Origin of the sequence: Sphingomonas sp. 37zxx (assembly GCF_000786205.1) — a bacterium.
In the GTDB taxonomy this organism is placed as follows: domain Bacteria; phylum Pseudomonadota; class Alphaproteobacteria; order Sphingomonadales; family Sphingomonadaceae; genus Sphingomonas.
The window spans coordinates 1-26,070 of record NZ_JROH01000029.1 but is presented as its reverse complement, the minus strand read 5'-3'; the positions used below and the strand labels follow the sequence as shown (position 1 = coordinate 26,070).

Below are 26,070 nucleotides of genomic sequence, written 5' to 3'. Positions count from 1 at the left end.
CTGGTCTAATGCAGCCAGCATCACCAACCTTGACGCAATGATACGCAAGGCAGGGGATGGTGGTACTGTTGCCTTGGCGGCGGACCAAGGTGTTTACATCGTCAAATCACCGCTCAGCATAACAGGGTCTGGCGTAACCATCAAGGGCGTTAACAGCGATGGGTCCGCAGGCGAAGCGCATTTCGAAGGAACGCGCGCAGTTGACTGGGTTGCGGGGGCAGCTTCGGGCAACGAGCTGTTTCGAATCCAGAAGGACGCCGATAACCTGACCTTCGAAGGTCTGCAGATCGACAATGTCGGCACGGCGTTCCGCGTTGTCGGCGATGTCGACAACCTGGCGATCAGGAATGTCGATTCCAGCAACGTGCAACGCTTCTTCGATACGCTGCGCGCCGGAACGAATAAGACTGCGTCGGTTGACGGTCTGACCATTCAGAACGTTGATGTCGAAGGTTTTTCTAAGAACGCGATCCGCATTCAATATGACACCAACGATGTCTTGATCGAGGATGTTCGCGCCGACAGCGGTCGGCAAGACGGCGACAACTTTACGATGGGCGTTCATATAACCGGCACCGCGCACGATATCGTCTTGCGCCGTGTGACGATGGACAATGCAACGCAGGACGCAGGCACCGGCCGATATTGGAATGCCGACGGATTTTCGTCGGAGCGCGGCACGTACAATCTGTATTTTGAAGATACCGTCGCGCGGGGCAATACCGATGGCGGTTATGATCTGAAGTCCAATAACGTGACGATGGTAAGAGCGGTCGCCGAAGATAACGGGCGCAACTTCCGTTTCTGGGGCGATGATGTTCAACTGATCGACGCCGTCGGCCTCAATCCGCATCTTCGCGGCGGTACCAGCTCGCAGTTGCAGGTGTGGGTGGCCGATGGTGCGTCGGTAAAGATCGTCGGTGGTACCTTTGCCGATGCCGGGTCCAACACGCGGGTGTTCGACAATAGCGGGTCACTCGAAATTGTCGGTGCGACGGTAATCCATGCAAGCGACGCGATCACCTCGGTCGGGATTCGGCCAACAGGCATGGCGAGCGCCACCATCACGCACGTCGCGTCGACGGGGGCGACATCACAGGGTGAGCTTTATGCCGACGGTACCATAGTCGTGCCGGTGATCGGCGAACGGGTGCCCCATTTGGCTGATGGTGCCATTGCCAGGGCCGAAGCAGAGGCTGCCGCCAGCGCGGGCGGCGAGGCACCCCAGCCTCCGATGCCCGAGCCCGAGCCCGAGATCCCCGAGCCCCAAACGCCCGAGCCGACGCCCGAGGCACCGGCACCGACCCCGCCGGTCGTTCCTATGCCGCCGGCAACGGGGGACGCTGCGCCGGGCAACTGGGTTCTTCATCACAGCACTGCCGCGAACCAGACGTTCATGGCCACAACCGCCGCCGAAAAATTCGTTTTTGACCAGAATGTCGCAAGCGGGTTCGACGTCATCAAGGGTTTTGGGGTGAACGACCTGGTAGTCTTCACCAAGAAGCTCAGCGATGTCGATGGCGACGGGGTGACAACGTTCGGCAAGGACAAGATTCTCCAGATGGAGAATGGCGGATCGCTGGCGATCGATGGACTGAGCGCTGGGTTACGATTGCTGGGTGAGGCCGATGGCGGTTTTGTCTATGGCAGTGCCGCGGTCTGGAAGGTGGGGTCGGGGCTGCCGCAGCCGCCGGCAGCCACTAATGCGGCGACCACCGCTACCACCCACAAAGCGACCACCGGCAATGAGACGTTCGTCGGAAGCGCGGCGCGCGAAACATTTGTCTTTGACACCGGCATCGGCAAGCTAGGCAATGACACCGTTCATGGCCTTGGCTCCAATGATGCGATTGTCCTGGCCAAGGCATTCGTCGACGGCAATGGCGATGGCTTCATCACCCCCGGCAAGGGCGGTTTCAACCTAGGCGACCAAGCCGGCGTCGTTTCGATTTCGGGACTGGGCTCGAATGGATTGCGGGTCTTGGGTCAGACCGAGGAAGGGTTTGTCTATGCCGATGCAGCGGTGCGACCAAAGGGCGCGATCGAGGGCAAACTGACCGTATCGGACAGTCTGTCGGGCGATCGGGCAGGCGTGAAATCGGACATGTTCTTCTTCGACACCGCGTTGATGCGGGGGCTTGGTTCCGACGTGCTGGCGAATTTCGGCGCGGAAGACATTATCGTCACCACAAGCAAGCTCGATGGTGCCGACGCCAGCGGGACGATCGCCCTGAATGCGGGCAAGCTGGCGCTGACCACGCAGGGTCAAAGCTTGGGTAGCGTGCAAGTTAGCGGTAGCGCGGTGAATGCGATCGAATTCGACGGTAGTGCAACCATCAATGGCATCCAGTATTTCGTCTACAGCCTGGATGGTTCGGCGGCAGGATTGGATATGATCACAGGATAGGGCCGCTCGCCGTATAAAATGCTCTTTCTGCCGGGCCGCGCCGCCGTTTGACGGCGCGGCCCTTTCTTTGCCGTATACCGATCGTTACTGATAATTGCTTGCAACGTTGTGGGGTTCGCCGATGCCGGTTGATGTGACGGTCGTATCCGCCTTTTACAATCGGCAAGACAGTGTCGATGCTTCGGTTACATCATTGGCGATGCAGGATTTTCCGTCGTTTCGCGCGATCATCGTCGATGATGGGTCGCGCGATGATACGTTCCCAGCTTTGCAAAGGCATGCGTCCGATCGGATCGAGGTCCGTCGGCAGGCAAATATCGGCTTTACCCGCACGATGATTGCGCTGTGCGCCGAGGCGACTAGCGAATTCATCGCGGTACATGGCGCCGGGGACGAGAGCTTTCCCCATCGTTTGGCAGCGCAAGTGGCGTTTCTGCGCGCGCATCCCGAGGTGGTGGCGGTTGGATGCGGTATCGAAAACGTCGATGAGCTGACGGGTCGATGCTGGGAAGTGCGGCCGGCCAAGCTAGTTCGCAAAGGGCCGATTTCGGGTGATTTCGCCATCTCGCACGGCGAAGTGATGTTTCGGCGCGACGCGTATCTGCAGGCAGGAGGCTATCGTGCGGCCTTCACCGTGGGGCAAGCCAGCGACCTGTTTCGCCGGATGAGCCGGTTGGGCGATTTCGGCTATGTCGATGACATTTTGTACCGTCGCTATCTTCGCCTGGACGGTGTGAACGCCAAGCCCGAGCAGGTTGCCAAACGCGAAATCCTGGCCGCGATCAGCATTGCGGCTCATCAGCAAGCGTTGGCAGCGGGGGATGCGGGCGGGAAGGACGAACTCGATCAGTTTGCGTTGCTGTATCCCTATTTCAGCAATCCCGACGCCACTATCGCCAAAAGCCTCGCCCGTGCAGCGGTGATGCTATGGGTCGGCGGCGATCGCGCGATGGCGCTTCGGCTGGGACGGCGCTCGCTCGGCGAGCATTGGACGGTTAAGGGATGCGCGGCGTTTATCATGGTCGCGCTGGGCACCGGCTTGCTTCGCGCACCGATGCTCAAATTTGCCCGCGGCATGTCACAGGGTGAGGGCGAGTTTGACTTTGCCCGAATTAATGGTGCGAGTCGCGATTAATTCCGATCGCGAAGGTCAATCGCGCTAGACGCGGCGCGGGCATTTTGCGGCCGCTTGGACCCCACATAAAATTATAGAGCGTGTCCCGCAATGCGACATAGCGCGCGCCGGACCCAAGCCGAAAATCCCATGACGAGACGGCGTATAGTATGGAATCGACAAATCAGATAGTTAATCGACTTGATTATGCTTAACGGTCGTACATGTTCACTTCGGACTGATTGCCATACAAGGTTGACGAATCGTTAATCTCGGAGCAAGTCGCCGCCAGGAGACGAAAGCCAGTGGGGGTTTTCGTCAACCCGAACCCGATGGAGGTGGACGTGGCTTTAAGTGGAAATTCGACACTGATCACATCAGCCAACGTGATCAACATGGCAGCGGATGGCGCAAACACCGTATATATGGGCACCGCCGGTGCCGACGCCTTCGTTGTTCAGGATGGCATGATTGGTGATGACATCATCAACGCATTCAACCGCAACGACACGCTGATCAACACCGTCAAGATTTTCGACGGCAATAATGACGGCTATATTCAGTTCGGTAAAAACGGCGTGCTGGACATCGACCGTACGAGCAAGAAGAACGCCGGCACCGACTCGATTGATATGCAGGGCGATTTCGGCAACGTGACCGAATTGCGGTACCTGGGTGCCAAGGATGGCGGCCATGTCTATGCCGATTCGTTCACGCGCCGGTATATGGAAGCCGCTTTCGGCACGGAAGGTATGCGGGTTGTTGAAGGTACGGTAGGCAACGACACGTTTGATGCGACCGGCGTGGGCGCAGGAAAGCAAAAGGCTTTCTTGTACGATACTGCGCTTGGCATCAATTTGGGCGGTGATACGATCACTGGTTTAGGCGTTGACGATCTGATCATTACCACTTCGGCATTGTACGACAGCGACGGCGATGGCTTCATCACCTTTGGTAGCAATGGCGTGCTCGATCTGCCTGGTGCAGATGGCGGCGCTCCGAACGGTGCAGGCGGCCAGGTCGACCTGGTCGGTGTAAGCAGCCTGCTGTTCACTGCCAGCGAAACTGTCGGAGGTGTGACTTATTATTTCTACACGCCGATCCCGACGTTCGACGATTCAGCTCCGGCCTGAATTTTAGGCTAAGTAGCAGGGAAAGGCTCGCTTCCGAGAAGCGAGCCTTTTTCGTTAGCATCGAAGTTATTCCATTTGCCAAAGCGTCGCTTAGCGATCGCAGCAATATTAGCGACACGACTTGCTGGTTCGGTTGAAACCTGACTTTCGACTAATTTCGGTTTCACTGGTCTACAGACCCGCTGGTGGCCCGCGTCGACCCCAATTGATCCTGGCTAGTGGTTCGATTCTGACATTTGCTATCCCCTTCGGCTCAGTCAGGAGCAAATGTCAGAATCTCCAGGACCACTAGCAATTATGTGATTCTAGTGGATTTTATGATTTTGACATTCGCAGCGAGAGCGTGCCGCAGGCGGGATGCGAATGCCAAAATCAATCCACTAGAGGCCCGGCGGCGGACCGCGCCGGCCCCAATCGATTTTCGCCATTCCCTTGCTTTCATCGATGACCATGGGGGTGCCTGCGGGGACGCGGATGTCATAATCGTCGATCCGCAAGACGCCCTGGCCTTCGAGCCGAATGACCGGCGCCCGCGTTGTCGACCGAACGATCAGCTTGCCGATCCGCCAATTCGCACCCTGACCGGTCCAGATATGTGCCGAGGAGGGATTTTCGCTGGTGATGGTGGTTGCTTCACCGGTGCCCCAAAATCGGTAGTTGCGACCGTTGCGCGCCGCACGGACATTTTCCAGGCGAGTCGCGGTCGACTTCAGATCATAGCCGCCATCTGAATTGTCGTCTGCAGCGGTGTCGCGAAAGACGATGCCGGCATTGTTGCGTTCGGTGGAGAAGCCATCGCCATTGGTGTATTTTCCCTTTTCCACCCGCATTTTAGCGCCGCGGATGGCTACGCGCTCGATCAGGATGTCGTGCGCGGTGCCATCGATCTGAATGCCGCCGGGCAGATGCGGCCGTTCGGCGGGCTGAGCGCTGAAAGTGGCATCGACATCGCGAATGACGATGTCATGGCTGTCGCCCCGAATTCGCGCGAAAGATCGAATCAGGCCCGTCGCTCTCACGCGCTCGATCGACGCATCGACCAAAGCACCTTTCGCCCCGACATCCAGAAACCGGTAGCCATTTTCGGCCACGACATCGCGGATTTTGATGCCCCGGGTCGGGGTGACGATCTTCACGAGACCGAGCGAGCGGGTGGTGCCGAAATCCCTGGCGGTAAAATTGGCGAAAACGTCGAAATCGGCCGCTTGCGGGGGGGAGGCGCCGCCAAGGTCGATCACCGCTTTCGTGATGCCGACCAGGCCGCCGTCGGTGGGCGCGAATCGGCCCGACCGTTGCCCGGGGGTGTCGGCGGCAACCAGCATGATGCCAGCCGCGGCCACCGCGATTTTGCTAAAATGGTTCATCGCATTCGAAAATAGGCCGCTGCGAGTCGGGAAAGCAACCGCAAGGCGATGAAGTGTACCAACCAGCGGGCAAATCGATCCAAGATCGCATCGATAGGCGCGGGAAGGTCAGCCGATCGGTTAAGCCAACAGATGGCCGAATGATATTCGTCCTGAATAGGGAAACTATTGGTCGCAACTGATGTTTTCGTCTGGCCCGTGAATAGGATACAGGCGCGTGCCGGGCCGCAAGCCCAGTTTTTGACGGATTGATGTCGGACCATGCAACTATTTCATTCTGTTCAACCGCTATCGAAGTTGGTGCGAACAGTGATTTTCGGCATCTCCGCGGTATCGATCGTGGTTCCGATCGCCTTGGTCGGAACGCAAAGCCAAGGGGTAGCCGATCGCACCGGTTCGAATCGCGATGTGGTCTCGCGGATGGTGGGGAAGGCGGAGCTGCCGCCGGTCGAGCCGACGGCGTTCATCAGCCTGGCCCCCCAGGATGCTCGCGCGTTCAACGCGCAGGTGCCGTTCTCGACCGCGCCCAATCCGGCGGCCAAGCCGTATCGGCTGCAAGCGGCCGACCCCGCCGATTTCGTCCGTGCCACCGATTGCCTCGCCGCCGCTGTGCTGTACGAAGCTGGCGACGATCCGGTCGGCCAGCGCGCGGTGGCGCAGGTGGTGCTGAACCGGATGCGGCATCCCGCTTTTCCAAAAACCGTCTGCGGTGTGGTTTTCCAAGGCGCTGAGCGGCATACAGGGTGCCAGTTTACCTTCACCTGCGATGGGGCACTGGCGCGGCGTTATGCCACCCCGGCATGGAGCCGCGCGCAAAAGCTTGCCGAAGCTTTTCTGAAGGGAGAAGTCGAGCCCCGGGTCGGGATGGCAACGCATTATCATACCGATTGGGTGGTCCCCTATTGGAGCGCCAGCCTGGAGAAGATTTCGGAAATCAACACGCACCTGTTTTTCCGATGGACCGGTTGGTGGGGTACGCCACCGGCTTTCAGGGGAAACCATGCCGGTGCCGAGCCGGTGGTCGCGCAATTGGCGATGTTGTCGGTTGGCCATAGCAAGGACGGTGCGGTCGCCGATCCGGGGCTGATCGAGGTGGCGGCGCTTGAACTGCCGGCGCCCGATATCGTCATGGCGCTGCCGATGGAATATGACACCAACAGCTTCATGACGGTGCTCGACTCCGCACAGAATCCAGCGACCTATGCTGCCGCCGCAAGCCGTATTTGCGGTGATCGGCCTTATTGCAAACTGTTGGCCTGGACCGATCGTGCCGATCTGCCCAGTGCCCTACCTATGCCGCCGGCGAAGCTGGAGAAGATCGCATTCAGCTTTCTGCGCGATCGGGCACGGGCGTTCGAACGGGTGCAGTGGGATTGTGCGCGATTCGCGCGCCGTGATGCCGCGCAGTGTCTGAAGAATGGTGAGGCACTGTCCCAGGGCCAGGCGCAGCTGGCAGCGCTTGCCGGGGACAGGCTGGCGGGTGTGGATATGGGAACCACAGTGAGCCAACACTGACGGCGGGGGCTCAGCTTGGTGGCGGTCGCCGCAAAGCGATTGCCGCCGTGGTCTGGAATGTCAGTGAAGTTCGAGCGACTTGTTTTGCTTGGCCTTGTTGATCAGCGACTTGCCTCGCGCCAGTAACGTCAAGCGACGACCGGCTTTGAGCAGCGGATATAGCAGGCGGGAAATCCGCTGATTGGAAAACGCCATCGCATTCAGCCTGCTGGCGATCGTCCTGTCCGACGACAATATCGCCAGTATGTTAACGGCTTCTGCACCATGAAATACACGACCATCGCGAACGAATATCATGCCTTCGTCTAGATTATAGCCCGCCGCGGTATAGGCAGAAATACGCGGATCGTCGCTTCGTGCGTCGAGCAGTTCGACTTGACCTATATTTTCCCGTAATTTGACGAACCGCACATAGTTTTGGCAAAATATACACTCACCGTCGTAAATGATCAGGTTCGACATTTAGAGTGATTCCCCAAATAAGTGGCCTTTGCCCGAGCTGATCGGGTAAAAACTACATATGCTTTCGATGTCGCGTTGTCGACAAGCCGATTATTGTCTGATGATACGTGCAAAATAAACAAGTGTCGCGACGCCTGGGCCAGTGGCCGATACTGCCGTGCAGGCGGCATTTGTTTCGATTGGGCCGTAAGATATTCGGATTGCCAGTAAAAATAGTATGTTAACGGAACGATATCGCGTCAATCCGGGATGGTCGGCGAATAGTCGTAGCTAGCGTCGGCTTCGTTCTTCACGTATAGGAAATATCAGTACGTAGAGCTGGGGCGGAAGCAATCATGATCGATTCTACACATGCGGCTGCCGCGTGGGGCAGCCTGTGGAAGCGTGCGGTAATGGTGGCAATGATTGCGCTAGTCATCGTGGCGATTTCTGTGGCATTTTTAAACTTGCCGATAATCTCCGGCGTAGTCCCCAACTAATGGCGACCGCCGCGCAGCCGCCGCTCTCGCTCGCCAAAAGCTTTTTCAATTTTTCGCAAGAAGAAGAAAAAAACGCCGCCCTTCGGCAGCAAGCGGTGCCCAGCGATAGCTTGATGGTATTTGCCGCGATGTGGGGCATGGCGATGCTGTTCAGCTCGGTGTCGCACACACCTTTTCTGTTGGGGCTGAAGGGGGTCAAGCACCAGATCCTTGAAATCGCGATTATCCTGAATGCGCTCTATGTGATGTGGAAGCCGTCGCGATTGGCGACGCTTCTGTCACTCGCGGCGCTGCTGTGTATTGCCTATGCCAGCCGTATGCCGGTGTCGTCGAACAACCAGACGATCGCGACCTACATGAATCTGGCGATCGTGGCCGTGATCGGTCCGCAATTGCTACTACGCAACGACCGGAAGAATTCGGAAGCGTTGATCTATGAACGCTTGCGGTTCGTCGCGAAGTCGTTGTTGGCAATCATGTATTTCTTTGGAATTTTCCACAAAATCAATACCGACTTCCTCGATCCGGCTGTCAGCTGTGCAACCGCATTATATGTGCCGCTCACGCGCGAGTTCGGGCTCGATGACAGCCTGGTCGGGCGGTATCTCGCAATCTATTCGACCTTTGTGATCGAAGCGATTGCGATAGCGTGTTTGTATATACGGCGGCTATTTTGGCTGGGGTTGCTGATCAGCCTGCCGTTTCATTATGTCATCCCGATTTCGGGCTATTCCTATTACATGGATTTCTCGAGCCTGGTGTTCGCGCTCTATATGCTGTCGATGCCGCGCCAATCGGCGTTGGTGCTCTACGCCGATATAAGCCAGGTCGCGCGGAAAGTCGTCCAGTTGCGGGCGGGCGCTGCGACCTTCGCGTTACTGGTGGCAGCGCTGCTGATCGGGACCGCGACCGTTACGTGGCTGTCGTACAGCTTTGTCGATCGACCGTTTCGCATCTTGTGGCATTCGGCCTGGCTGGTGGCTTGGGCCGTGCTTGGCGGGATCGCGATGATATTCATCCTGCGCGCGGCATTGGCGTCGACCGCGAACTGGCAGTTCGCGCGTACCGAGAAGCGGCCCTGGTGGCTCTATCTGTTCCCGGTGGTTCTGTTCGTCTCTTGCTGGTCGCCCTATGTCGGCCTGAAGACCGAAAGCTCGATCGCGATGTTCAGCAACTTACATACCGAGGGCGGGGTTACCAACCATATGATGTTCGGTTCGCCGCCCTATTTGTTTTCCTATCAAGCCAAGGTGGCGAGAATAGCCGAAACGTCGAACCCTAAACTCTTGCCGCAGGGCAATAATGGCGACTTTTTGACCGAGCACGATTTGGCGCTTCGAATCCTGGGCAATCCCAAGGATTGGTTTACTTATGTCATCGACGGCAAGGTATATAGCGGGGTGACTGCGGCCACGTATACAGGGTATCGCCCGAATTTCATCGAACGCAAGTTGCTGGATTTCAAGCCGATCGATTGGACTCGGCCAAAGCCCTGCACCCACTGATCTGACGGGACGCTCCCCCTGAGCGGGGGAAGCCTCGCAATCAGGAGGACCAGGAGGACCAGGAGGGCGAGGCGGCGGGGCTGCCGCCTAGTTCGCTGGATCGCGCGGGGTGCCACCCTTCAGGGTTCCGCTGGGCGGCGTCACGTCTCGGCCGATCGGGATTGGCCGACCGCCGGGGTTGACCGGCAATGTCGTCGACAGGTCTCCCGAAGGCGGCGGGACGTTGGCCGGGCGGACGGTCGCACCCGTGGCGGGTTCGAGCTTCACTGCTTCGCGGCCGCGGTCCGATGACCGCGACAATTTGTCGAGCGGCTGCACGATCGGCTGGAACGGGTCGAATTGTTGGGCCTGGGTCTGCCGCAAATTGACGGCCTTGTCATATATTGCGACCGCCTCATCGACTGCCGCCGCTTCGAGCCGGCCCAGATAGGCCAGAAGATTAGCCTGGCTGGCATATCGCAGATAGCGGGCATTGGCGAGGATGAGCTGCGCGTTCAATAGCCGCTGCTCTGAATCCAGAACCTCGAAGTTGCTGCGGAATCCCTCTGCGAATCCGCGCCGCACGCCTTCCAGCGCCTGTTGCGCGGCTGTCACCGCCCGTTCGCCGGCAACCTCCTGATCGCGCGCCGAGATCGACTGGTTCCAGGCGTTTTGCAGTGCGACGTCGACGGCGCGGCGGGTGACTTCGATCTGGAACTGCAGCGCCTGTTGCGACGCAATCGCGGCGCGCACCCGCGAATCGACAACCCCCGCAGTGAGGATCGGAATGGTCAGCGTTGCCCGGCCGAGAATGCCCTGGCCCAGATCGCGCGTCTGGAAGCTGGGTGCGTTATAGCCATAGCTTCCCTCGATCGCGAACACCGGGTTGCGTTCGGCGCGTTCGGCGGCAATCCGATCGCGCCCGGCCCGCTCGTTCAGGATTGCTTGCCACAGCGTCGGGCTTTCCTGCTCGGCGACCTGATAGGCGGCATCGAGCGATACCGGCAGGCCGGGTAACGCCGGTTCGGGATCGAGCATGTCCGCGTTGCGACCGACCACCGCTGCGAAGCGCGCACGGCTATTCTGCAACGCCGCCTGCGCCTGTACGAGCTGTGACCGGATGATCTGGAGCTGTGCTTCGGCCTGGGCGATGTCGGTCCGAGTCAGATCACCGCCGCGCTCGCGGGCCTGCGCCTGTCGAACTTGCCGTTGGTAGGAATCGACAGCCTGCTGCTGAATGGCGACCAGCGCGATGTCGCGGCGGACCGATACATAGGAATCGACGACTTCGAGCAGGATGAAATTCTCGACTTCGCGAAGCCGTTCGCGGCCCGACAAGATGCCCGCTTCCGCCGCCGACACCTGCGCGGCGGTCCGGCCGCCATTGAGCAGGATTTGCCGGGCGGTCAGCGATATGCCCGACTGCCGCTCGCGCAAGGTGGCAAAGCTATCGAAGACATTTCGCTGGTCCTGTTCCTGATACACCATCGTCGTCACGACACTGGCGTTCAGGCGATAGGGCGAGGCGGCCTGGATGACCGTTTCGTCCAGTGCTCGCAATTGCGCGCGCTGGGATTCGAGCTGGGGGTTGTTGCGATAGGCATCGGCGATTGCCTGGCCCAATGAGTCGGCATTGGCCGGTGTAGTCACGCCCGTCAGCGCCGCAGACGCCAGCAACAGCTTGCGAATAAATCCCATATCGCCCCCCGCAGCCGACCCCCCGCCGGCCTGTGTCAGTCGGCTATCATACTGGGGTTAGGCTGCCAAACCAGTTCTACACGAACGGCGCGATGGTCCGATCCCGTCGCGATTAGCCGATGGACCGACAGCGCGCGCAGTTGCGAGCCGGCAAATAGATGATCGATGCCGACCAGCGGCAATGGCTGGGCAGGGTAGGTGAGCAGCGCGCGGGTCACCCGCCGGGCGGGCGCCAATCCCCGGTCGAGCCCGCGCATCGCGCTGCTCCACCCCACCAGGTTGAAATCGCCAGCAAGGATCAGCGACGAATCGGCGGCCATGTTCACGGTGTCGACCAGGCTTTGGCGCTGTTCGGCGCTTCGCCGGGCGGACAAGCGGCGTGACAGATGGATGGTCGCGACTTGCACGTGTCGCCCATTGGGCAGGCGCACTCTTGCCTGCAGCAGCGCCGGCCCGATTTGCTTGCCCGCCGAATTGCGGAAGCGATAGCGCGGGCGTGCCATCGGCAGCCGCGAGAATATCGCCATCGAGCAGGAATCGGAGCATGCGTTGTAATAGGGGTAGTGTTTGCGCAGGTCGCTGAGGAAAGGCGCGATCGCTCCGTCGGTTTCCTGCAACAGCAGAACATCGGCGCGCTGGGCAGCGAGCCAGGCTATCGTTGCCGCAGGACGGCGATTGGCGTGGCCGACATTGTATGTGATGACCACCAGGTCTGGCTTTGCCTCACCCGCATCCTTTGGCACCTGCATCGCTTCGCCCGCGATCGTGGCGATCGCAAGAATGCCGGCAATTGCCGCCGCGATTCCGCTAAAGGATCGCCAGCCGCCAATCACCAGCGCCACCACGGCTATCCCCGGGACGATGGGTAGTGCCGCGGCGAGCGAATTGGCTCCGGGCCATGCCGGGTTGACCCAAGGTGCCGCCGACAACAATATCGCGGCCAATGCGAATGCTGCCGCCAGGCTGCGCCGGAAGCGTACCGTTGTTCGCCGTAGCATTCTACCACCTTCACCTTTACTGGGACGCTGCGGGCCGCAAGCAGATTGCCCGCGCGGCGTGATTGTGCCACGGTCGCTATCATTAACAGGGGGTTGTCGATGAAACTTTCAGTGAGCAAGCGCTTTGCCACTTTGCTGATAATGACCGCAACCATCACCGCCTGTGCGCAGGAGCGCCGGCCCGCTTTGCCGGCATCGGCGATGAGCGCCGAAGGATCGGTTTATCGCCTGGGCTTGGGCGACAAGCTTCGGCTGACGGTGTTCAACGAAGCGTCGCTCAGCGGCGAATATCAGGTTTCGGGCAATGGCGTGGTTTCGGTGCCGCTGATCGGCGACGTGCGCGCCGTCGGCCTGACCGCGCGCGAACTCGAGGCAGCGCTGACCCAGCGTTTTGCCGCGGGTTATCTGTCCGACCCGAAGCTTGCCGTCGAAGTCTATGACTTTCGGCCTTTCTTCATCCTGGGTGAAATTCAGCGGCCCGGCCGGTACCCGACGACCGAAAATCTGACGGTGCTCGGGGCGATCGCCACTGCGGGTGGCTATACGTATCGAGCGAATACGAAGCGGATTTTTCTTCGTCGCGCCGGGAGCGATCAGGAATATGAGGTCGACACCGCGACCGACGTGAAAATTCAGCCAGGTGATGTGCTGCGAGTTGGGGAGCGTTACTTCTGAGCAATTATCTAGAGATGCGGTCGACGGCATTGGCTGGTCTGACCGTGTTGGCGCTGCTCGCCGATACCACGGCGATGGCGCAGGAAACCCCGCCTTCTCCGGTGGGGCCGACGTCGCTTGGTACGGGCGGGCTTGCGCCTCCCGGCGGACAGGTGCGTGACAGCGGGGCAGTGCTGCTCCCGCGCGGACCGGTGCTGGACGAAATCGTCGACGGTTCGGTCGAACTTCCGAGCAGCGGTGGCGCTCGGCAGGCGGATAGCGCAAGCCAGCAGCCGACGACCAGCGGCCAGCTGGTTCCCGTTCGGCTGCGGACCGCTTCGGGGCGCGGCACCACGGTGGCGGGACGATCGAGGCCGTTGTTCGACCGTCAGGGAATCCGGACCGGATCATTCCTGTTTTTGCCGACGGTGACGGCGAACGTCGGTGCGACATCGAATATCTTCAAACAGCCCGATGGGTCGGGCGATGCTTTCGGCGAAATCGGAGCGACCGCTGCGCTTCGTTCGGATCTGACGCGCCACGCGATCGATGCCGATTTGGCGGTGAACAGCCGCACCTATCTCGACAACAGCAGCGAAGACGCGGTGACCTATGCCGGGCGGATCGGCGGGCGCTACGATATTTCGCGGGGCGATAGTCTGTCGTTCGACGTGCGGCGCGAGCATCAGCTCATCGATCGTGGTGCGGTCGGTGAGGTACTGCTGACGCGTGAGCCAATTCGGTATGATTTCACCGGCGTCGCGGTCGGCGCGCGCAATACCATGGGGCGCTTGGTCGTTTCGCTCGATGGTCAGATCGGGCGCTTTGACTACAAATCAGCGGAGACGGTCGACGGGCTTCGGCTCGACCAGGATTTTCGTGATTTCAACTTCTACGAAGCGCGGGTCGACGTGGGTTACACCACCGGCGCGGCGACGGTGTTCGGCTCGATCGGCGGCGAGCTCCGGCGGTTCGACGGCGATCCGCTGATCAATCGCGATTCCGATGTCGTCGAAGTGATCGCGGGTATTCGCGGTGAAACCAACGCGCTGTGGCGTGGCCAGATCGGTATCGGCTATCTGCGCGGTCAGTTCAAAGATCCCAATGTGGACGCGATCAGCGGCGTGGCGCTGGACGTGTCGGTGGAATATCTGGCTACCGAATTGACGACGTTCAGGCTGGGTGCCCGGCGGCGTCTGCAAAACGTGGGTTCGGCGATTTCGGCGGCTTCGTTGGTGACCGAAGTCAGCGCGGGCGTAGATCACGAGCTGTTGCGGAATTTGATCGTCAGCGGCGGCGTTGGCTATCAGTTCGCCGACTTCATCGCTGCCGATGGTTCGTCCGATCGCGCGGTGGCAGATGTTACGGCGCGCTACCTCATGAACCAGCGCTGGCGGCTGAATGCCAATGTCGGTGTTTCGCGGCGTGAGAACCGGCAGGGGCTGATCGGCGACTTCCAGGAAGTGCGCGGTACGATCGGGGTAAATTACGGCATCTGATCGCGACGATAACGTCGGCGGCGGGCGGTCTGGACCTGATGCTATAGTTAGTGGGGTCTGATCCGACGCTGCCGATGTGATCGCTGCCAGTCATGGTGTTTGCAAGTAAGGCCCCGGCAACCAGCTTACGCCGGTCGGCGTGGTACTCAGAGTGCTTGCGTGGCCAGTATAATCAAACCCCACATAGCTGCGCCCAGGCTGACGATCAGCAACAGCCGATTTCGGTACGACAGTGACTCATTCGCGCCGTCATTGTCGTCGATCCCCGGCAACGGCCGCTGCCATATCTCTATGACCGGCGTGGTCACGACCTCGCCATTAAACGCCAGCGCCAGCATCTCGGGGCTGAGCGGCGCATGAAAGATGCAACCTGCCCGCGGACCGTCGCGCCATGCGATGGTGGCGTTGACTTGTCCCAAGCCAGGTAGTCCGATCGACACCGTCGTGCCGGGCTTCAGCGGTGCGTCGGTGATCAGCCCCATCCCGAACATCGACAAATTCTCCGCCGACGCGGTGAGCGGGCTGGCATCGAGGCGGATCGTCGTGTCCTGCCCGATGGCGCGGCGGTCCCGGGTGCGGCGATCGGATGGTTGGGATTGCTGCACCGACATTGAAAATCCTTTAGTGGCCGACGTCGTTCCTAAATGGGAAATCTTTTATAAAGCGTGAGGGTCGCCCGGCGTTGGGGCCAACCTCGGCTATTGCATATACACCCGTTGCGTTGTCGTTGCGTATATGTAGTTAACCATAGCCGCGCAGGCTGGTGCGGAGGCCATGAAGGACGATGACGCTCTTTTCGCGATTGCTTTCCCGATCGAGCGCTGCGGCCACCGCCAATGTACCCGAGGGGCGGCGGATATATGCCATCGGGGACGTGCACGGCTGTTTGGGGCTGCTAGAGGGATTGCTGGCCCGAATCGATGAGGACGATGCCCAGCGCGGCGGCCCGCGCGGCCAGATGATCTTCCTTGGTGACGTGATCGATCGCGGGCCGGAGTCGGCGCAAGTGATCGACCGGTTGATTGCGCTGCGCGAGGAGCGTCCCGACACGCGGTTTCTGTTGGGCAATCACGAGGAGACGTTTCTGATGGCGCTGGAGGCTGGAGATCGCGACGTCCTGCGTTTCTTCAAGCGCACCGGCGGCATCGAGACGATGATGAGCTATGGTATTTCCGCCCGTGACGCCGATGCGGTCGATTTGGGCCAATTGGCGGCGATGCTATGGGTATCGGTACCCGAAGCGCATCAAGCGTTCCTGAAGGGGTTTGAGCACATGATCGTCGAGGGCGATTATGTGTTCGTGCATGCCGGCGTTCGCCCCGGCGTACCGCTAGATGCGCAGCGGCAAAGCGATCTGCGATGGATACGCGAGGAATTCCTGCGAAACCGCCGCCGGGCGCCGATCCCCGGCAAGGTGATTGTCCACGGACACACGATTTTCGAACAGGTCGAAGAGCGCGCGGGGGGGATCGGGATAGACACCGGAGCTTATCACTTCGGTACGCTGACTGCGATGGGCTTCGAGGGCGATGCGCGCTGGGTTCTGCAACAACACCGACCGCGCTGAAGGCGATCAGTAAACGCGCCGCCCCATGATGTTACCCGGATTCTTGTAGCGGCAGACCAGAATTTCCTCATTCGCGCCGCGGCTGATCGCGCAGCCTACGTCGGTGGTCGATCGCCAGACGATCTGAGTATAGTGCGATACGTCCATGACGTCGCCGGTACGGCTGGTATAGGGAAAGGTGCCCTGGCGGAATTGCTGCTTTTCCGAGACCCACAACGCCACCATCGCCTCTGGTTGGAAAAAGCCGACGTCGCCGCCCCAGATATTCTCACCGAGCAATTCATCATCGGGATCATCGGGGGAGTGCATGAACTGGCCGGTTCGCCCGAGCGTGTCCGACCATTGCTTGGCACCAACCGCCAGGTCGACGTTCCAGCGCAGCATCGGCAGGCCAAGCCCAGCACGCTCGCGATTATGCGCGGCCAAAATCCGGGCATCGAAATTTGCCCGGTCGTCGGTCGCGCCGGCCAGTAGCGGCCAGGACAATATCAGCAAGCCGCACAGCGCCTGCCGAATCCCTTTTGCAAAGACAGCCATGATCCCTCCGATCCAAGGAGGCGATCATTACTGACGGCAGATAACCGGGCCGTTCCGGAAACTAGTTAGCGCGGCGCTAATGATATTGATTGTTACGACCGGACGATGAGTACCTCGTCGCCGCGCTGGGCCTGTTCGAACAGCTTTTCGGCAAATTCCTGGGGAAGTCCGATGCAACCATGCGTTGCGCTACCCAATCGGACGTTGCTGCCGTGGATGAACACCCCGTCGGTGGTGAGCTGCATCGCAAACGGCATCGGCACGTCATAAGCACGCGAGCGATAATCGGCGGACTTCGACAGGATCGGGAACCGCCCAAGCGGCGTTTCGTGGTTGTCGGCACCGTACAGGATCACGGCGGTTCCGACTTCATGGCCATCGCGCAGTACCGAGATGATCTGAGTCGTCAGATCGACCCGAATGCTTTGCTTGCCCGCAGGCACCGACCGGTCGTTCCAGACCCATTCGCCATAGGCCAGCGGATGATCGACATGCAGCAGCGACTGAATCTTGGTCGGCCACAGGCGATCGTCGCGCGTCTGCGCCACTTGCTGCGGATCGAGCTTAATCCGTCCGTTCGAAACGACTACAGCCTTGGGCATGGCGGCCCCGGTGGCGGGCGTTTCCACGGGGAAGGTTGCGGCATAGAGCCAGATTACCGCTGCAACCCCGACCAGCACCGCCGCCGTAAGCGATAGCTTCAGGCCACCGAAGGACACGCTGCACCGCTCCGGCCCATCCGGCGCCCACGGCGCAGCATGAAGCCGCTAAACCCGAAGGCGATGATCATCATCAGCCACGTGCCCGGCTCAGGCACTGCCGCCACGGGAGGCTCGGGCGAAACCGGATCGGTGACGCCGCCGCCACCGCCACCGCCACCGCCACCGGGGCCACCACCGCCGCCGCCGCCATTGGCAATGCCACCGCCGCCGCCGGGGCCGCCAACGCCCAGGGGTGCTGCACCCACGGGGGCTGGCAAACCGGCGAAATTGGCTGCGCCAGGCTGAAACGGAGGCGCGAAAGCGGGTTCACCGCCAAATACGGCGACGTCTTCGGGCGGCGCGAACACCTTGCCCAAGGCGCGCTGATTCGGCTCACCGAACACTTTGCCCAGTGCCCGCTGCTGCGGTGCTGCCGCTGCCCGAACCGGCTTCGTCGACAGCAGATTGCCTTCGGCGCGCATCCCCGGCGAACGCAGGCTCAGCATCGAAAGGACGCTTTGCGTCTGTCCGGTGACGAACGCCTTTCCGTCCGATGGCAACAGCGCATAGCCAATGAGCAGCGTCGAAAATGCGACCAGCGCCATCGCGACCCGGCGAACCCACAGTGCCAGCTTGCCGGATTCAGGCGAATCGGGCGCGGCAATGATGTCTGTGGTCTGATCGTCCGTCAGGGACGTTGCGGTTGCTGACGTGGTCACGCCGAATAGCTCCCGCAGAGCCGTTTCGGCCTGGTTGTTACGACCATCATCTGCCCATACTCCTAAACGAAAGCCAACATCAGCAACGCTTATTCCGCGCCATCGGAGGAATCGTTAACGTTTTGCTAATCAATATGTGTCACTTAGCGGCCAAATTTGCAAACCTCGTTTGCGGCGTGCGCTGAAACGGCACATTAACCAAACATGGCTTGCACAGGCGATTGGGCGGTCGCAAAGCGCTGTAGCGGCGGCATAATCTTGTGCATGGCCCTGGGGATCGACGCCGGTTTCGCATGAACAATGCTCAAGACGGTCGCTGGTATCGTCGCATCTCTGGCAGACGCTGGTTCGCCATTGGTGGCGTGCTTGCGCTTGTCGTCCCCACAATCGTCTCGGTTGCGCGCAATCATTGGTCTTCCGAAGAGGGCACCCAGGGGCCGATCATCCTGGCGACCGGCATTTGGCTTTTGTGGCGATTGCGGACGATATTGTACCGCGAGGCGGCCCCGCTGAAAAACGCAGCCTGGCCGATCCTGCTGCTGCCGCTGGTGATGTCATATGTGTTTGCGCGGATTTATCAGGTGCTGCCGCTGGAAACGTTGGCGGTGTATTTGCTGGGGGTACTGACGGCGGTCATCTACCTGGGGCCGCGGCTGGTGCGTAGATTCTGGTTTCCGTTCCTGTATCTTGGCTTCCTGATCGTGCCGCCGGTGATCCTTACTGCCGACCTGACTCAGCCGATCAAGCTGTGGATTTCAGCGATGTCGGTCAATTTCCTGCACTTCCTGGGGTATCCGGTGGCGCTGTCGGGAGCGACGATTCAGATCGGCCAGTATGAATTGCTGGTTCGCCAGGCCTGTGCCGGGCTGGGTTCGCTGCTGACGCTGTGTGCGGTCGGTCTTTTTTATGTCCATCTTCGCAGCAATGCCGGGGTGCGGTTCGGCGCGGCTTTGTTGCTGGCGATCGTGCCGATCGCGGTGCTGGCCAATCTGGTCCGCGTGCTGATCATTATCCTTCTGACCTGGTATTTCGGGGCTGAGGTTGGGCAGGGGGTCGCGCACGAAATGGCGGGGATCATCATGTTTTGCGTGGCGATGCTGTGCATGTTCGCCGCCGATGGCGTGTTCGGTGCCTTGCAGCGAAAGGCATCGCAGCCCCGATGAGCGATCTGCAATCGACCGATGCGACGGAGCTGCCCTTGGCGCGAACCCTGGGGCGGCGCGACCTGTTGATGGGCGGCATTTGCTGTGCGGGGGCGGTGCTGGGCAGTTCGACCGCGCTGTGGAGTTCGCCGCGCGCACTGCCCGCCGGCGGGCTGCAGGCGTTGATTCCGGCGCAGATCGGCACTTGGACGCTTGCGACCACCTATGGCGTGGTGGTGACCGAAACCGGGGAAAATGCGCGCGGGCCGTATGACGATTTGTTGACGCGAATCTATCAATCGAGTGTCGCGCCGCCGGTGACCTTGCTGGTGGCCTATGTCGGGTCGCAGCGCGCCGATGTGCGGCTGCATCGGCCCGAAGCCTGTTATCCCGCAGCGGGTTTCAAACTGAGCGACAGCGAGCCGGTCGATCTGCGGTTCGCCGATACCCCGCTGATCGCTGCGCAGATGGTGCTGGCCGAATCGGCGATGCGTTCCGAGCAGTTGTTATACTGGACCCGCGTGGGCAATGCGTTCCCCAGGACCAATGTCGCGCAGGTGGGGGCGTTTCTGAAAGAGAACATCAGGGGCAACGCGCCCGATGGGATATTGGTGCGATTGTCGGTGCCCGGCCGTGACCGCGTGCAGGCGGCCAAGGCATTTCGCGGTTTCCTGACCGCGCTGCTGGCGATCGCGTCTCCTGAGGCGAAGCGAGCATTGTTCGGGCAGCAGCCATGAGCCGGTCAGGATTTGCCGCCGCCCATCGAGCGAAACGGCGCCAGCACATAGTGGATAAAGCCCAGGGTAAGCGCCAGCATCCCGATCGCGGCCAGTTGATAGCCCTCATTACCCAGCCAGTTGGTGAAGGCGCAGCCGGTCGACGCCACCAGATATTGCCAAAGCGAATCGCCCGGTTCGTCCTCATCGACCGAACGATGAAGATACAGCGTGATCAGGCCGCAGAAAATTGCCACCGTCACCCAATCATATACCGTCTGCATGGCGACCGTCCTTGTTGCCTGTTGCAGCTACGCCGCCATGGTCCGGGAGAAAAGCGCTGAGCATTCGATTTAGACTTTTGGTGCTTGGGTGCGCGGTTGCCTGGTCGCTGTCGGCGTGCGGCGACAAGGTGCCGAGCGGGCAGGTGGTGGCCGTGGCGAATGGCGAAGAAATCACCCTCGGCGAACTCAGGGCCGAAGCTGCCGCCCGCAGTCGCGGCCCCAACGCCGAAGCGGTGGCGCCGCCGGTGTTGCTGCGCGAGGTGATCGACCGCAAATTATGGGCGCAGGAGGCAAGACGCGCCAAGCTGGACCAGCAGATCGAGTTCGTCCTGGCGCGTAGGCGCGCCGAGGAACGGCTGTTGATGGATTTACAGCTGCGGCGGATCGGCAATGCGGTGATGCCGCTGTCGGATGCCGAAATCGATCAGATCCTTCGGAAAGACCCGGGGGCATTCGCCAGCTATACCGTGTTTCAGATCGACCAGATCGATGCGCCGCTCCCCCCTGGCGGCACCGCTCCCAAGCGGCTGTCGAATGCCGGGTCGCTCGCCGAAGTCGACCGGCTGCTGACGCAGGCGGGCCTGGTGGGACAGCGCAGCAGGACCGAGTGGAACAGCAGGTTCATGTCGGCAGCGCTGGCCGATCGCCTTCGCCAACTGCCGCCGGACAAGCTGTTCTTCCACCGCAACGGCGACACCTTGATCGCGGCGACCGTGATCGACAAAACCGATGTCGCGCTGAGCCGGAGCAACCGCCGGATATTGGCGCGGCAAAGTCTTGGTCGGCAGAACATCGACAGCGCGATCAATCAGGAGCTGGAGGCATTGCGCGCAGCAGCCGATATTCGGCTTCAGCCTGGCTTCACCGTGTCCGACGGCAACTAATGCGCGTTGCCATGGCGGGTGACGGCAAGCTTTTGCCTGAATAGCAGCCACCGGCATTGCCGCCTGCGCGCAGCGGTGCCAAGGCGCTGCACCTGCCAATCAGGATTGCCGTCATGCCCGTCGTCGCCGCTTATCTCTATCGCAACGGCAAGCGCGTGCGCGAGGTGTCGATCGATGAGAAGATCGACAATCCGGGGGACGCCTCCGAGTTCGTATGGATCGGCATCGCCGATCCGAGCGCGCAGGAAATGCAGCTGTTGCAGGCGCATTATGCCCTGCACCCACTAGCGGTCGAGGATGCGATGAAGGCAAATCAATTGCCCAAGATCGACGTCTATGACGATCAGCTGTTCATCGCCGCGCGCACCGTCAATCTGATCGACGGCGACATTGCCTATGGCGAGACCGCGATCTTTGTCGGGCATAGCCATATCATCACAGTGCGGCACGGATCGACGCGGGCGCACAGCGCGCTTCGCCAGCAGCTCGAGGCATCGCCTACCCTGTTGATGCAAGGCGTCGATTATGTGCTGCACGCGGTGCTCGATTTCATCGTCGACGGCTATTTGCCGGCGGTCGAGCCGATCGAGGACGAAGTGCTGGCGATGGAACAGCGCACCGTCGATCATTTCCTCGAGCGGCACGAAATCAACCGCATCTTCGCGCTCCGCCGCGAATTGTTCCGCTTTCAGCGCGTGCTCGGCCCGATGGGCGAAGTCGCGGGCAAGCTGGTACGGCTCGATCTGCCGTGCATCGATAGCGAGACTCGGCCCTATTTCAGCGACGTGCTCGATCATATCCGGCGTGTATCGACGACCGCCGAAGGCCTGCGCGAAGTGCTGACGTCGGTGTTCGAATTCAGCAACCTGCTCGAACAGCAACGCACCGGCGCGATCACGCGGCAGCTTGCCGCCTGGGCGGCGATCCTGGCGGTGCCGACCGCGATCGCCGGCATTTACGGCATGAACTTCGATTACATGCCCGAGCTGAAGACGCGCTATGGCTATTTCGTGGTGCTCGGCGTGATCGGTATCGTCTGCGCCGCGCTATACACCCGTTTCAAAAGGCTGGGCTGGCTGTGACGCGGGGACAGGCGGCTTAACGCCGCTTCAACGCCTGCCGCGCTAACGCCAAGGCGATGCGCCGGCCCGCCCCCCTTTCGATCGCCTGAGCGATGCGCGATCTGGTTTTCGTCGCGTTCCTGGCGGTGCTGCTCGGCTTCGGGCTGAAGCGGCCGTTCATCCTGGTGCTCGGCTATGTCTATATCGACCTGGTGTCGCCGCAGCGGCTTTCCTATCATCTGCTGTCGAGCGTCCCGATCTCGCTGATCTTTTTCGCCGCCGCATTGCTCGCCTGGATCGCGATCGATCCCAAGGACGGCACCCGCTTCAGCGGGCGGCAGGTGCTGATGACGCTGTTGCTTGGCTGGGCGGGATGGACGCTCAAGGATTCGGATTTCCCGCTCGACGCCGCCGAGAAATGGGATTGGGTGTGGAAGACCCTGGTCTTTGCGATATTCCTGCCGCTGACACTGCGAACGCGGTTGCGGATGGAGGCGCTGTTGATCTTCATGATCCTGGGCGCTGGATCGATCATCATCACCGGCGGGATCAAGACGCTTGGGTCGGGCGGCGGTTATGGCGTGCTGAACCTTGGCGTCACCAACAATGCCGGCCTGTATGAAGGCAGCACGATCAGCGCGGTGGCGATCGCGATGATCCCGCTGATCCTGTGGACGATGCAATATCAGACGATCTTCCCGCAGGACTGGAAGGTAAAGACCTTCGGCTGGGCGCTGATCTTTGCCTGCCTGTTGATTCCGATCGGCACCGAGGCCCGCACCGGGCTGGTGTGTATCGGCGTGCTGGCGGTGCTGCTGCTGCGCGATACCAAGCGGCGGTTTCTGTATATGGGGCTGTTGGCGGTGGCTGGCCTGGCGGCGGTGCCGCTGCTGCCCGACAGCTTTACCAAGCGGATGGACACAATCCAGGGATATGAAAAGGACCAGTCAGCCAATACCCGGGTGCTGGTATGGGCCTGGACCTGGGAATTCGTGAAGGAGAATCCTTCGGGCGGCGGCTTCGGCGCGTATCGCCAGAACCGGCTGATGGTCGACACCACCGTACCGACCGAGGGCGGTGCAAGCGCCCCGGTCGAAGTGCTAAAGACCGTCGATGCCGGGCGGGCATGGCATTCGAGCTATTTCGAGGTGCTGGGCGAGCTTGGCTGGCCGGGGTTCATCCTGTGGGCGCTGCTGAACCTGGTCGGGCTGGTGCGGATGGAGATGCTGCGCTGGCGCTATGCCAAGGCACCGCCGCAGGACCGCTGGATCTGGCAATTGGCGGCAGCGTTGCAGGCGGCGCATGTGATCTATCTGGTCGGATCGCTGTTCCTTAGCCTGGCGTTCCAGTCGTTCTTTTACATGTGGTTCGGGCTACAGATCGCGCTGGACAGCTATGCCGCACGACAGCGCAAGGCGGCGGCCGGGGTCGGCTGGCGCGGGAAGACAGCTATTTCTTCCTAAAGCATGGCAACTGGATACCAATGCTTTTCTGGTCGTCATTCCCGCGAAGGCGGGAATCCATATGCCAGTGCAGTGGTTCTGGATTCCCGCCTTCGCGGGAATGACGAAGAAAAGACCACTGAGTCGGCGTAACAACCATCTCGCTTTGCTTTCAAACCCTCTCCCGTTTGGCGGAAGAGGGCCGGAGCCTCAAATCACCGCCATGTCGGTGCCGTAATGGTGCCAGGCAAAGATCGCCGCCGCGCCGCGATAGGGACGCCATGCCTCGGCCACTTCGCGCGTCAGCTTCTCGCTTGGCCGCGCATCCATGCCCAATATCCGCCCGACTTCGATCTGCACCGCCAGGTCGCCGGCGGGCCAGATGTCGGGCCGGCCCTCGGCGAACAGCAGGTAGATTTCGGCCGACCAGCGGCCGATCCCCTTTACCTTCACCATTTGCGCGATCGCCGCTTCATCATCGGCGGGCAGGTTCGCCAGGTCCAGCTCGCCGCTGGCAACCAGTTCGCAAAGGCTGCGCGAATAGCCCATTTTCTGGCGCGAGAGGCCGGCCCCGCGCAGCATCTCGTCGCTGGCGGCGGCCCAGGCGGCGGTGTCGCCGGCATCGCCGCCCAGCGTCGCCTCGATCTTTTTCCACACCGCGTCGGCAGCCTTATAGCTCACCTGCTGGCCGACGATCGTGCGCAGCAAGGTTTCGTGCCCGCGCGGGCGGATTCGCGGCTCGGGATAGCCTGCGCGCGTGATCGCCTCGCCAAATGCAGGTTCGATCGCCGCCAGCGAATCGAGATCGGCGCGCAGCCGATCGGCGCTCAAGCCCACCCAAGGGCACCTTGCGAAGCGCGCATCGACGCGGCATGGACTGAGCCGTTCGTACAGGAGACCGCAATGCCCAAGCTGATCGTCGTGACCCGGAACGGAGAAGAGCGCGAAGTCATGGGCGAGGCTGGCCTTTCGATGATGGAAGTCATTCGCGACAACGGTTTCGACGAGCTGCTGGCGCTGTGCGGCGGCTGTTGTTCGTGCGCCACCTGCCATGTCCATGTCGACCCGGAATTTGCCGACAAACTTGCGCCGATGAGCATCGACGAAGACGATTTGCTCGACAGCACGTCGGATCGCGACGCCTATTCGCGGCTGGCGTGCCAGGTACAGGTCACCAACGCGCTCGACGGCATGCGCGTTCGGATCGCTGCCGAGGACTGATCGCCCGCGCGGCTGGCGCTTATTCGTCGCGCTTGGCGGCGTCGAGCGCGGCTTCGCGCCGTGCCACGTCGGCAGCGTCGGCTGCCTTTTGTGCTTTGGTGCGGCCAAATTGCGCGCGGTTGGCATCGGCCTGCGTGGCGCGGGCGGCCTTGTCGCGCGCCTTGCGGAAGCGGTTCAGGTTGGTGACTTGCGCCATCGCTTTGCTATAGCGCTGCAATGTGCGCCCGCCCATCGGGTGCCGCAATCTTTCGGAGCGGATCATGGCCGGCAGCGTCAACAAGGTAATTCTCGTCGGAAATCTGGGGCGCGATCCCGAAGCACGGACGTTTTCAAACGGCGGCAAGGTCGTCGAACTGCGGATCGCGACCAGCGAATCGTGGAAGGATCGCAACTCGGGCGAAAAGAAGGAAAAGACCGAGTGGCACACGGTGAAGGTGTTTTCAGAAGGCCTTGCCGGCGTCGCCGAGCGCTTCCTGCGCAAGGGCTCGAAAGTCTATATCGAGGGCCAGCTTCAGACCCGCAAATGGCAGGATGCCAAGGGTGAAGACCGTTATTCGACCGAGATCGTGCTGCAAAATTATAACGGCGTGCTGACGATGCTCGACGGGCCGCAGGGCGGCTCGGGCGGCGGCGGCGGTGGTTCGGGCGGTGGCAGCCGCGGCGGCGGCGGCGATTGGGGCAGTGGCGGCGGCGACGAGTTCGCCGGCCAGTCCTCGCGCGGCGGCGGCGGCGGCGGTGGACGCTCGTCACCCCCGGCCAAATCGAACAATGATTTCGGCGGCTTCCCCGACGATCTCGACGACGACGTGCCGTTCTAACAGGGGGTAAGACACCGTAACTAATGCCTGGGTGATTTGGGGGCATATTTCTGGGAAATAAAGCTGACGCATCCTTTGGTGGGTGTAACTAAGACCTAGTTTGCATCGCGGCGGATGCGGGGTAACTGGGCTGTAACAATGTGGGCACTTCCAATAACCCCTCGACATATT

The 26,070-nt window shown here is 61.0% G+C and carries 28 protein-coding genes; 15 read left to right on the top strand and 13 right to left on the bottom strand.

Features of this window, described 5'->3' with window-relative positions; all coding sequences use genetic code 11:
• Positions 1 to 106: 106 nt before the first annotated feature.
• Positions 107 to 565, bottom strand: a complete 459-nt coding sequence (locus QU44_RS18270; RefSeq protein ID WP_156141132.1) for a hypothetical protein — start codon at positions 563 to 565, stop codon at positions 107 to 109.
• Here QU44_RS18270 and QU44_RS12010 point away from each other — a divergent pair.
• The 3 genes from QU44_RS12010 to QU44_RS11995 all read left to right on the top strand — a co-directional run bounded on the left by QU44_RS12010 (position 554) and on the right by QU44_RS11995 (position 4,654).
• On the top strand, positions 554 to 2,407 hold the full coding sequence (locus tag QU44_RS12010; RefSeq protein WP_156141130.1) for a hypothetical protein: 1,854 nt from the start codon (positions 554 to 556) through the stop codon (positions 2,405 to 2,407). The two genes, QU44_RS18270 and QU44_RS12010, sit on opposite strands and share 12 nt — an antisense overlap.
• A gap of 133 nt (positions 2,408 to 2,540) precedes the next feature.
• Positions 2,541 to 3,542: a glycosyltransferase family 2 protein gene (locus QU44_RS12005; RefSeq protein ID WP_197054306.1), complete on the top strand. Its 1,002-nt coding sequence runs from the start codon at positions 2,541 to 2,543 to the stop codon at positions 3,540 to 3,542.
• A gap of 284 nt (positions 3,543 to 3,826) precedes the next feature.
• Positions 3,827 to 4,654 (top strand): hypothetical protein, encoded by an 828-nt coding sequence (locus QU44_RS11995; protein ID WP_156141128.1) that lies wholly within the window; start codon positions 3,827 to 3,829, stop codon positions 4,652 to 4,654.
• A 380-nt stretch (positions 4,655 to 5,034) separates the two neighbouring features.
• Here QU44_RS11995 and QU44_RS17505 read toward each other — a convergent pair whose 3' ends face one another.
• On the bottom strand, positions 5,035 to 6,018 hold the full coding sequence (locus tag QU44_RS17505; protein WP_052134758.1) for a hypothetical protein: 984 nt from the start codon (positions 6,016 to 6,018) through the stop codon (positions 5,035 to 5,037).
• Positions 6,019 to 6,318: 300 nt separating this feature from the next.
• On the opposite strand from QU44_RS17505, the gene QU44_RS11985 reads away from it, so the two are divergent.
• Complete coding sequence (locus tag QU44_RS11985; protein ID WP_231621728.1) at positions 6,319 to 7,533, top strand: cell wall hydrolase; 1,215 nt, start codon at positions 6,319 to 6,321, stop codon at positions 7,531 to 7,533.
• Between the two features lie 60 nt (positions 7,534 to 7,593).
• On the opposite strand, the gene QU44_RS11980 is transcribed toward QU44_RS11985, so the two are convergent.
• Positions 7,594 to 7,995: a DCC1-like thiol-disulfide oxidoreductase family protein gene (locus QU44_RS11980; protein ID WP_033922470.1), complete on the bottom strand. Its 402-nt coding sequence runs from the start codon at positions 7,993 to 7,995 to the stop codon at positions 7,594 to 7,596.
• A gap of 574 nt (positions 7,996 to 8,569) precedes the next feature.
• On the opposite strand from QU44_RS11980, the gene QU44_RS11975 reads away from it, so the two are divergent.
• Positions 8,570 to 9,979, top strand: coding sequence for a thiol-disulfide oxidoreductase (locus QU44_RS11975; protein WP_156141126.1), 1,410 nt, complete (start codon positions 8,570 to 8,572; stop codon positions 9,977 to 9,979).
• 87 nt (positions 9,980 to 10,066) lie between these two features.
• Here QU44_RS11975 and QU44_RS11970 read toward each other — a convergent pair whose 3' ends face one another.
• Complete coding sequence (locus QU44_RS11970; protein WP_033922469.1) at positions 10,067 to 11,656, bottom strand: TolC family protein; 1,590 nt, start codon at positions 11,654 to 11,656, stop codon at positions 10,067 to 10,069.
• Positions 11,657 to 11,691: 35 nt separating this feature from the next.
• The gene (locus QU44_RS11965) at positions 11,692 to 12,654 is read right to left on the bottom strand and encodes an endonuclease/exonuclease/phosphatase family protein (protein ID WP_081988012.1); all 963 of its coding nucleotides are present in this window, start codon (positions 12,652 to 12,654) and stop codon (positions 11,692 to 11,694) included.
• 99 nt (positions 12,655 to 12,753) lie between these two features.
• Between QU44_RS11965 and QU44_RS11960 the strand changes: the two genes are divergently transcribed.
• Both QU44_RS11960 and QU44_RS11955 read left to right on the top strand, forming a co-directional pair.
• Positions 12,754 to 13,329, top strand: a complete 576-nt coding sequence (locus tag QU44_RS11960) for a polysaccharide biosynthesis/export family protein (RefSeq protein WP_033922467.1) — start codon at positions 12,754 to 12,756, stop codon at positions 13,327 to 13,329.
• Positions 13,330 to 13,358: 29 nt separating this feature from the next.
• Positions 13,359 to 14,807, top strand: coding sequence for an outer membrane beta-barrel protein (locus QU44_RS11955; RefSeq protein ID WP_197054305.1), 1,449 nt, complete (start codon positions 13,359 to 13,361; stop codon positions 14,805 to 14,807).
• A 146-nt stretch (positions 14,808 to 14,953) separates the two neighbouring features.
• On the opposite strand, the gene QU44_RS11950 is transcribed toward QU44_RS11955, so the two are convergent.
• Both QU44_RS11950 and QU44_RS18885 read right to left on the bottom strand, forming a co-directional pair.
• Positions 14,954 to 15,418, bottom strand: coding sequence for a PilZ domain-containing protein (locus tag QU44_RS11950; protein WP_033922464.1), 465 nt, complete (start codon positions 15,416 to 15,418; stop codon positions 14,954 to 14,956).
• A 130-nt stretch (positions 15,419 to 15,548) separates the two neighbouring features.
• Positions 15,549 to 15,674 carry a hypothetical protein gene (locus QU44_RS18885; RefSeq protein ID WP_269429173.1) on the bottom strand — a complete coding sequence of 42 codons (126 nt, stop codon included), beginning with the start codon at positions 15,672 to 15,674 and terminating at the stop codon, positions 15,549 to 15,551.
• 7 nt (positions 15,675 to 15,681) lie between these two features.
• On the opposite strand from QU44_RS18885, the gene QU44_RS11945 reads away from it, so the two are divergent.
• Positions 15,682 to 16,374: a metallophosphoesterase gene (locus tag QU44_RS11945; RefSeq protein WP_231621727.1), complete on the top strand. Its 693-nt coding sequence runs from the start codon at positions 15,682 to 15,684 to the stop codon at positions 16,372 to 16,374.
• Positions 16,375 to 16,380: 6 nt separating this feature from the next.
• Here QU44_RS11945 and QU44_RS11940 read toward each other — a convergent pair whose 3' ends face one another.
• The 3 genes from QU44_RS11940 to QU44_RS18505 all read right to left on the bottom strand — a co-directional run bounded on the left by QU44_RS11940 (position 16,381) and on the right by QU44_RS18505 (position 18,331).
• Entirely contained in the window at positions 16,381 to 16,911 is a 531-nt protein-coding gene (locus QU44_RS11940) for a CAP domain-containing protein (protein WP_033922461.1), read from the bottom strand.
• Between the two features lie 92 nt (positions 16,912 to 17,003).
• On the bottom strand, positions 17,004 to 17,630 hold the full coding sequence (locus QU44_RS11935) for a L,D-transpeptidase (RefSeq protein WP_231621726.1): 627 nt from the start codon (positions 17,628 to 17,630) through the stop codon (positions 17,004 to 17,006).
• Positions 17,612 to 18,331, bottom strand: a complete 720-nt coding sequence (locus QU44_RS18505; protein WP_033922460.1) for a PEP-CTERM sorting domain-containing protein — start codon at positions 18,329 to 18,331, stop codon at positions 17,612 to 17,614. The genes QU44_RS11935 and QU44_RS18505 overlap by 19 nt, the downstream gene beginning before the upstream one ends.
• A 293-nt stretch (positions 18,332 to 18,624) precedes the next feature.
• On the opposite strand from QU44_RS18505, the gene xrt reads away from it, so the two are divergent.
• On the top strand, positions 18,625 to 19,494 hold the full coding sequence (gene xrt / locus QU44_RS11925) for an exosortase (protein ID WP_081988011.1): 870 nt from the start codon (positions 18,625 to 18,627) through the stop codon (positions 19,492 to 19,494).
• Entirely contained in the window at positions 19,491 to 20,210 is a 720-nt protein-coding gene (locus QU44_RS17500; protein WP_052134752.1) for an exosortase C-terminal domain/associated protein EpsI, read from the top strand. Before xrt ends, QU44_RS17500 begins: the two co-directional genes overlap by 4 nt.
• A gap of 5 nt (positions 20,211 to 20,215) precedes the next feature.
• On the opposite strand, the gene QU44_RS11915 is transcribed toward QU44_RS17500, so the two are convergent.
• Positions 20,216 to 20,473 carry an XrtV sorting system accessory protein gene (locus QU44_RS11915; RefSeq protein WP_033922455.1) on the bottom strand — a complete coding sequence of 86 codons (258 nt, stop codon included), beginning with the start codon at positions 20,471 to 20,473 and terminating at the stop codon, positions 20,216 to 20,218.
• A gap of 80 nt (positions 20,474 to 20,553) precedes the next feature.
• Between QU44_RS11915 and QU44_RS17495 the strand changes: the two genes are divergently transcribed.
• The 3 genes from QU44_RS17495 (at position 20,554) to QU44_RS11900 (ending at position 23,881) form a co-directional block, all read left to right on the top strand.
• On the top strand, positions 20,554 to 21,357 hold the full coding sequence (locus tag QU44_RS17495) for a hypothetical protein (RefSeq protein ID WP_131602506.1): 804 nt from the start codon (positions 20,554 to 20,556) through the stop codon (positions 21,355 to 21,357).
• Positions 21,358 to 21,470: 113 nt separating this feature from the next.
• Positions 21,471 to 22,439: a magnesium/cobalt transporter CorA gene (corA, locus tag QU44_RS11905; RefSeq protein ID WP_033922485.1), complete on the top strand. Its 969-nt coding sequence runs from the start codon at positions 21,471 to 21,473 to the stop codon at positions 22,437 to 22,439.
• A gap of 92 nt (positions 22,440 to 22,531) precedes the next feature.
• Complete coding sequence (locus QU44_RS11900; protein WP_033922454.1) at positions 22,532 to 23,881, top strand: DUF5935 domain-containing protein; 1,350 nt, start codon at positions 22,532 to 22,534, stop codon at positions 23,879 to 23,881.
• Between the two features lie 189 nt (positions 23,882 to 24,070).
• Here QU44_RS11900 and QU44_RS11895 read toward each other — a convergent pair whose 3' ends face one another.
• Positions 24,071 to 24,697, bottom strand: a complete 627-nt coding sequence (locus QU44_RS11895) for a DNA-3-methyladenine glycosylase family protein (protein WP_033922453.1) — start codon at positions 24,695 to 24,697, stop codon at positions 24,071 to 24,073.
• 66 nt (positions 24,698 to 24,763) lie between these two features.
• On the opposite strand from QU44_RS11895, the gene QU44_RS11890 reads away from it, so the two are divergent.
• Entirely contained in the window at positions 24,764 to 25,081 is a 318-nt protein-coding gene (locus tag QU44_RS11890; RefSeq protein ID WP_033922451.1) for a 2Fe-2S iron-sulfur cluster-binding protein, read from the top strand.
• Positions 25,082 to 25,100: 19 nt separating this feature from the next.
• Here the strand turns inward: QU44_RS11890 and QU44_RS11885 are convergent, their stop codons facing one another.
• On the bottom strand, positions 25,101 to 25,343 hold the full coding sequence (locus QU44_RS11885) for a DUF4169 family protein (RefSeq protein ID WP_331377467.1): 243 nt from the start codon (positions 25,341 to 25,343) through the stop codon (positions 25,101 to 25,103).
• On the opposite strand from QU44_RS11885, the gene ssb reads away from it, so the two are divergent.
• Positions 25,342 to 25,899, top strand: a complete 558-nt coding sequence (gene ssb, locus QU44_RS11880) for a single-stranded DNA-binding protein (protein ID WP_033922483.1) — start codon at positions 25,342 to 25,344, stop codon at positions 25,897 to 25,899. The two genes, QU44_RS11885 and ssb, sit on opposite strands and share 2 nt — an antisense overlap.
• Positions 25,900 to 26,070 lie beyond the last annotated feature (171 nt).

Excerpts from the sequence above, each read along its gene's own strand:
- ssb (WP_033922483.1), top strand. The coding sequence starts at position 25,342 with ATGGCCGGCAGCGTCAACAAGGTAATTCTCGTCGGAAATCTGGGGCGC.
- corA (WP_033922485.1), top strand. The coding sequence starts at position 21,471 with ATGCCCGTCGTCGCCGCTTATCTCTATCGCAACGGCAAGCGCGTGCGC.
- QU44_RS18885 (WP_269429173.1), bottom strand. The coding sequence starts at position 15,674 with ATGGCATATATCCGCCGCCCCTCGGGTACATTGGCGGTGGCCGCAGCG.
- QU44_RS11980 (WP_033922470.1), bottom strand. The coding sequence starts at position 7,995 with ATGTCGAACCTGATCATTTACGACGGTGAGTGTATATTTTGCCAAAAC.
- QU44_RS12010 (WP_156141130.1), top strand. The coding sequence starts at position 554 with ATGGGCGTTCATATAACCGGCACCGCGCACGATATCGTCTTGCGCCGT.
- QU44_RS18270 (WP_156141132.1), bottom strand. The coding sequence starts at position 565 with ATGAACGCCCATCGTAAAGTTGTCGCCGTCTTGCCGACCGCTGTCGGC.
- QU44_RS11960 (WP_033922467.1), top strand. The coding sequence starts at position 12,754 with ATGAAACTTTCAGTGAGCAAGCGCTTTGCCACTTTGCTGATAATGACC.
- xrt (WP_081988011.1), top strand. The coding sequence starts at position 18,625 with ATGAACAATGCTCAAGACGGTCGCTGGTATCGTCGCATCTCTGGCAGA.
- QU44_RS11885 (WP_331377467.1), bottom strand. The coding sequence starts at position 25,343 with ATGATCCGCTCCGAAAGATTGCGGCACCCGATGGGCGGGCGCACATTG.
- QU44_RS11890 (WP_033922451.1), top strand. The coding sequence starts at position 24,764 with ATGCCCAAGCTGATCGTCGTGACCCGGAACGGAGAAGAGCGCGAAGTC.
- QU44_RS11950 (WP_033922464.1), bottom strand. The coding sequence starts at position 15,418 with ATGTCGGTGCAGCAATCCCAACCATCCGATCGCCGCACCCGGGACCGC.
- QU44_RS11940 (WP_033922461.1), bottom strand. The coding sequence starts at position 16,911 with ATGGCTGTCTTTGCAAAAGGGATTCGGCAGGCGCTGTGCGGCTTGCTG.
- QU44_RS11900 (WP_033922454.1), top strand. The coding sequence starts at position 22,532 with ATGCGCGATCTGGTTTTCGTCGCGTTCCTGGCGGTGCTGCTCGGCTTC.
- QU44_RS11965 (WP_081988012.1), bottom strand. The coding sequence starts at position 12,654 with ATGCTACGGCGAACAACGGTACGCTTCCGGCGCAGCCTGGCGGCAGCA.
- QU44_RS17505 (WP_052134758.1), bottom strand. The coding sequence starts at position 6,018 with ATGAACCATTTTAGCAAAATCGCGGTGGCCGCGGCTGGCATCATGCTG.
- QU44_RS11915 (WP_033922455.1), bottom strand. The coding sequence starts at position 20,473 with ATGCAGACGGTATATGATTGGGTGACGGTGGCAATTTTCTGCGGCCTG.
- QU44_RS17500 (WP_052134752.1), top strand. The coding sequence starts at position 19,491 with ATGAGCGATCTGCAATCGACCGATGCGACGGAGCTGCCCTTGGCGCGA.
- QU44_RS11970 (WP_033922469.1), bottom strand. The coding sequence starts at position 11,656 with ATGGGATTTATTCGCAAGCTGTTGCTGGCGTCTGCGGCGCTGACGGGC.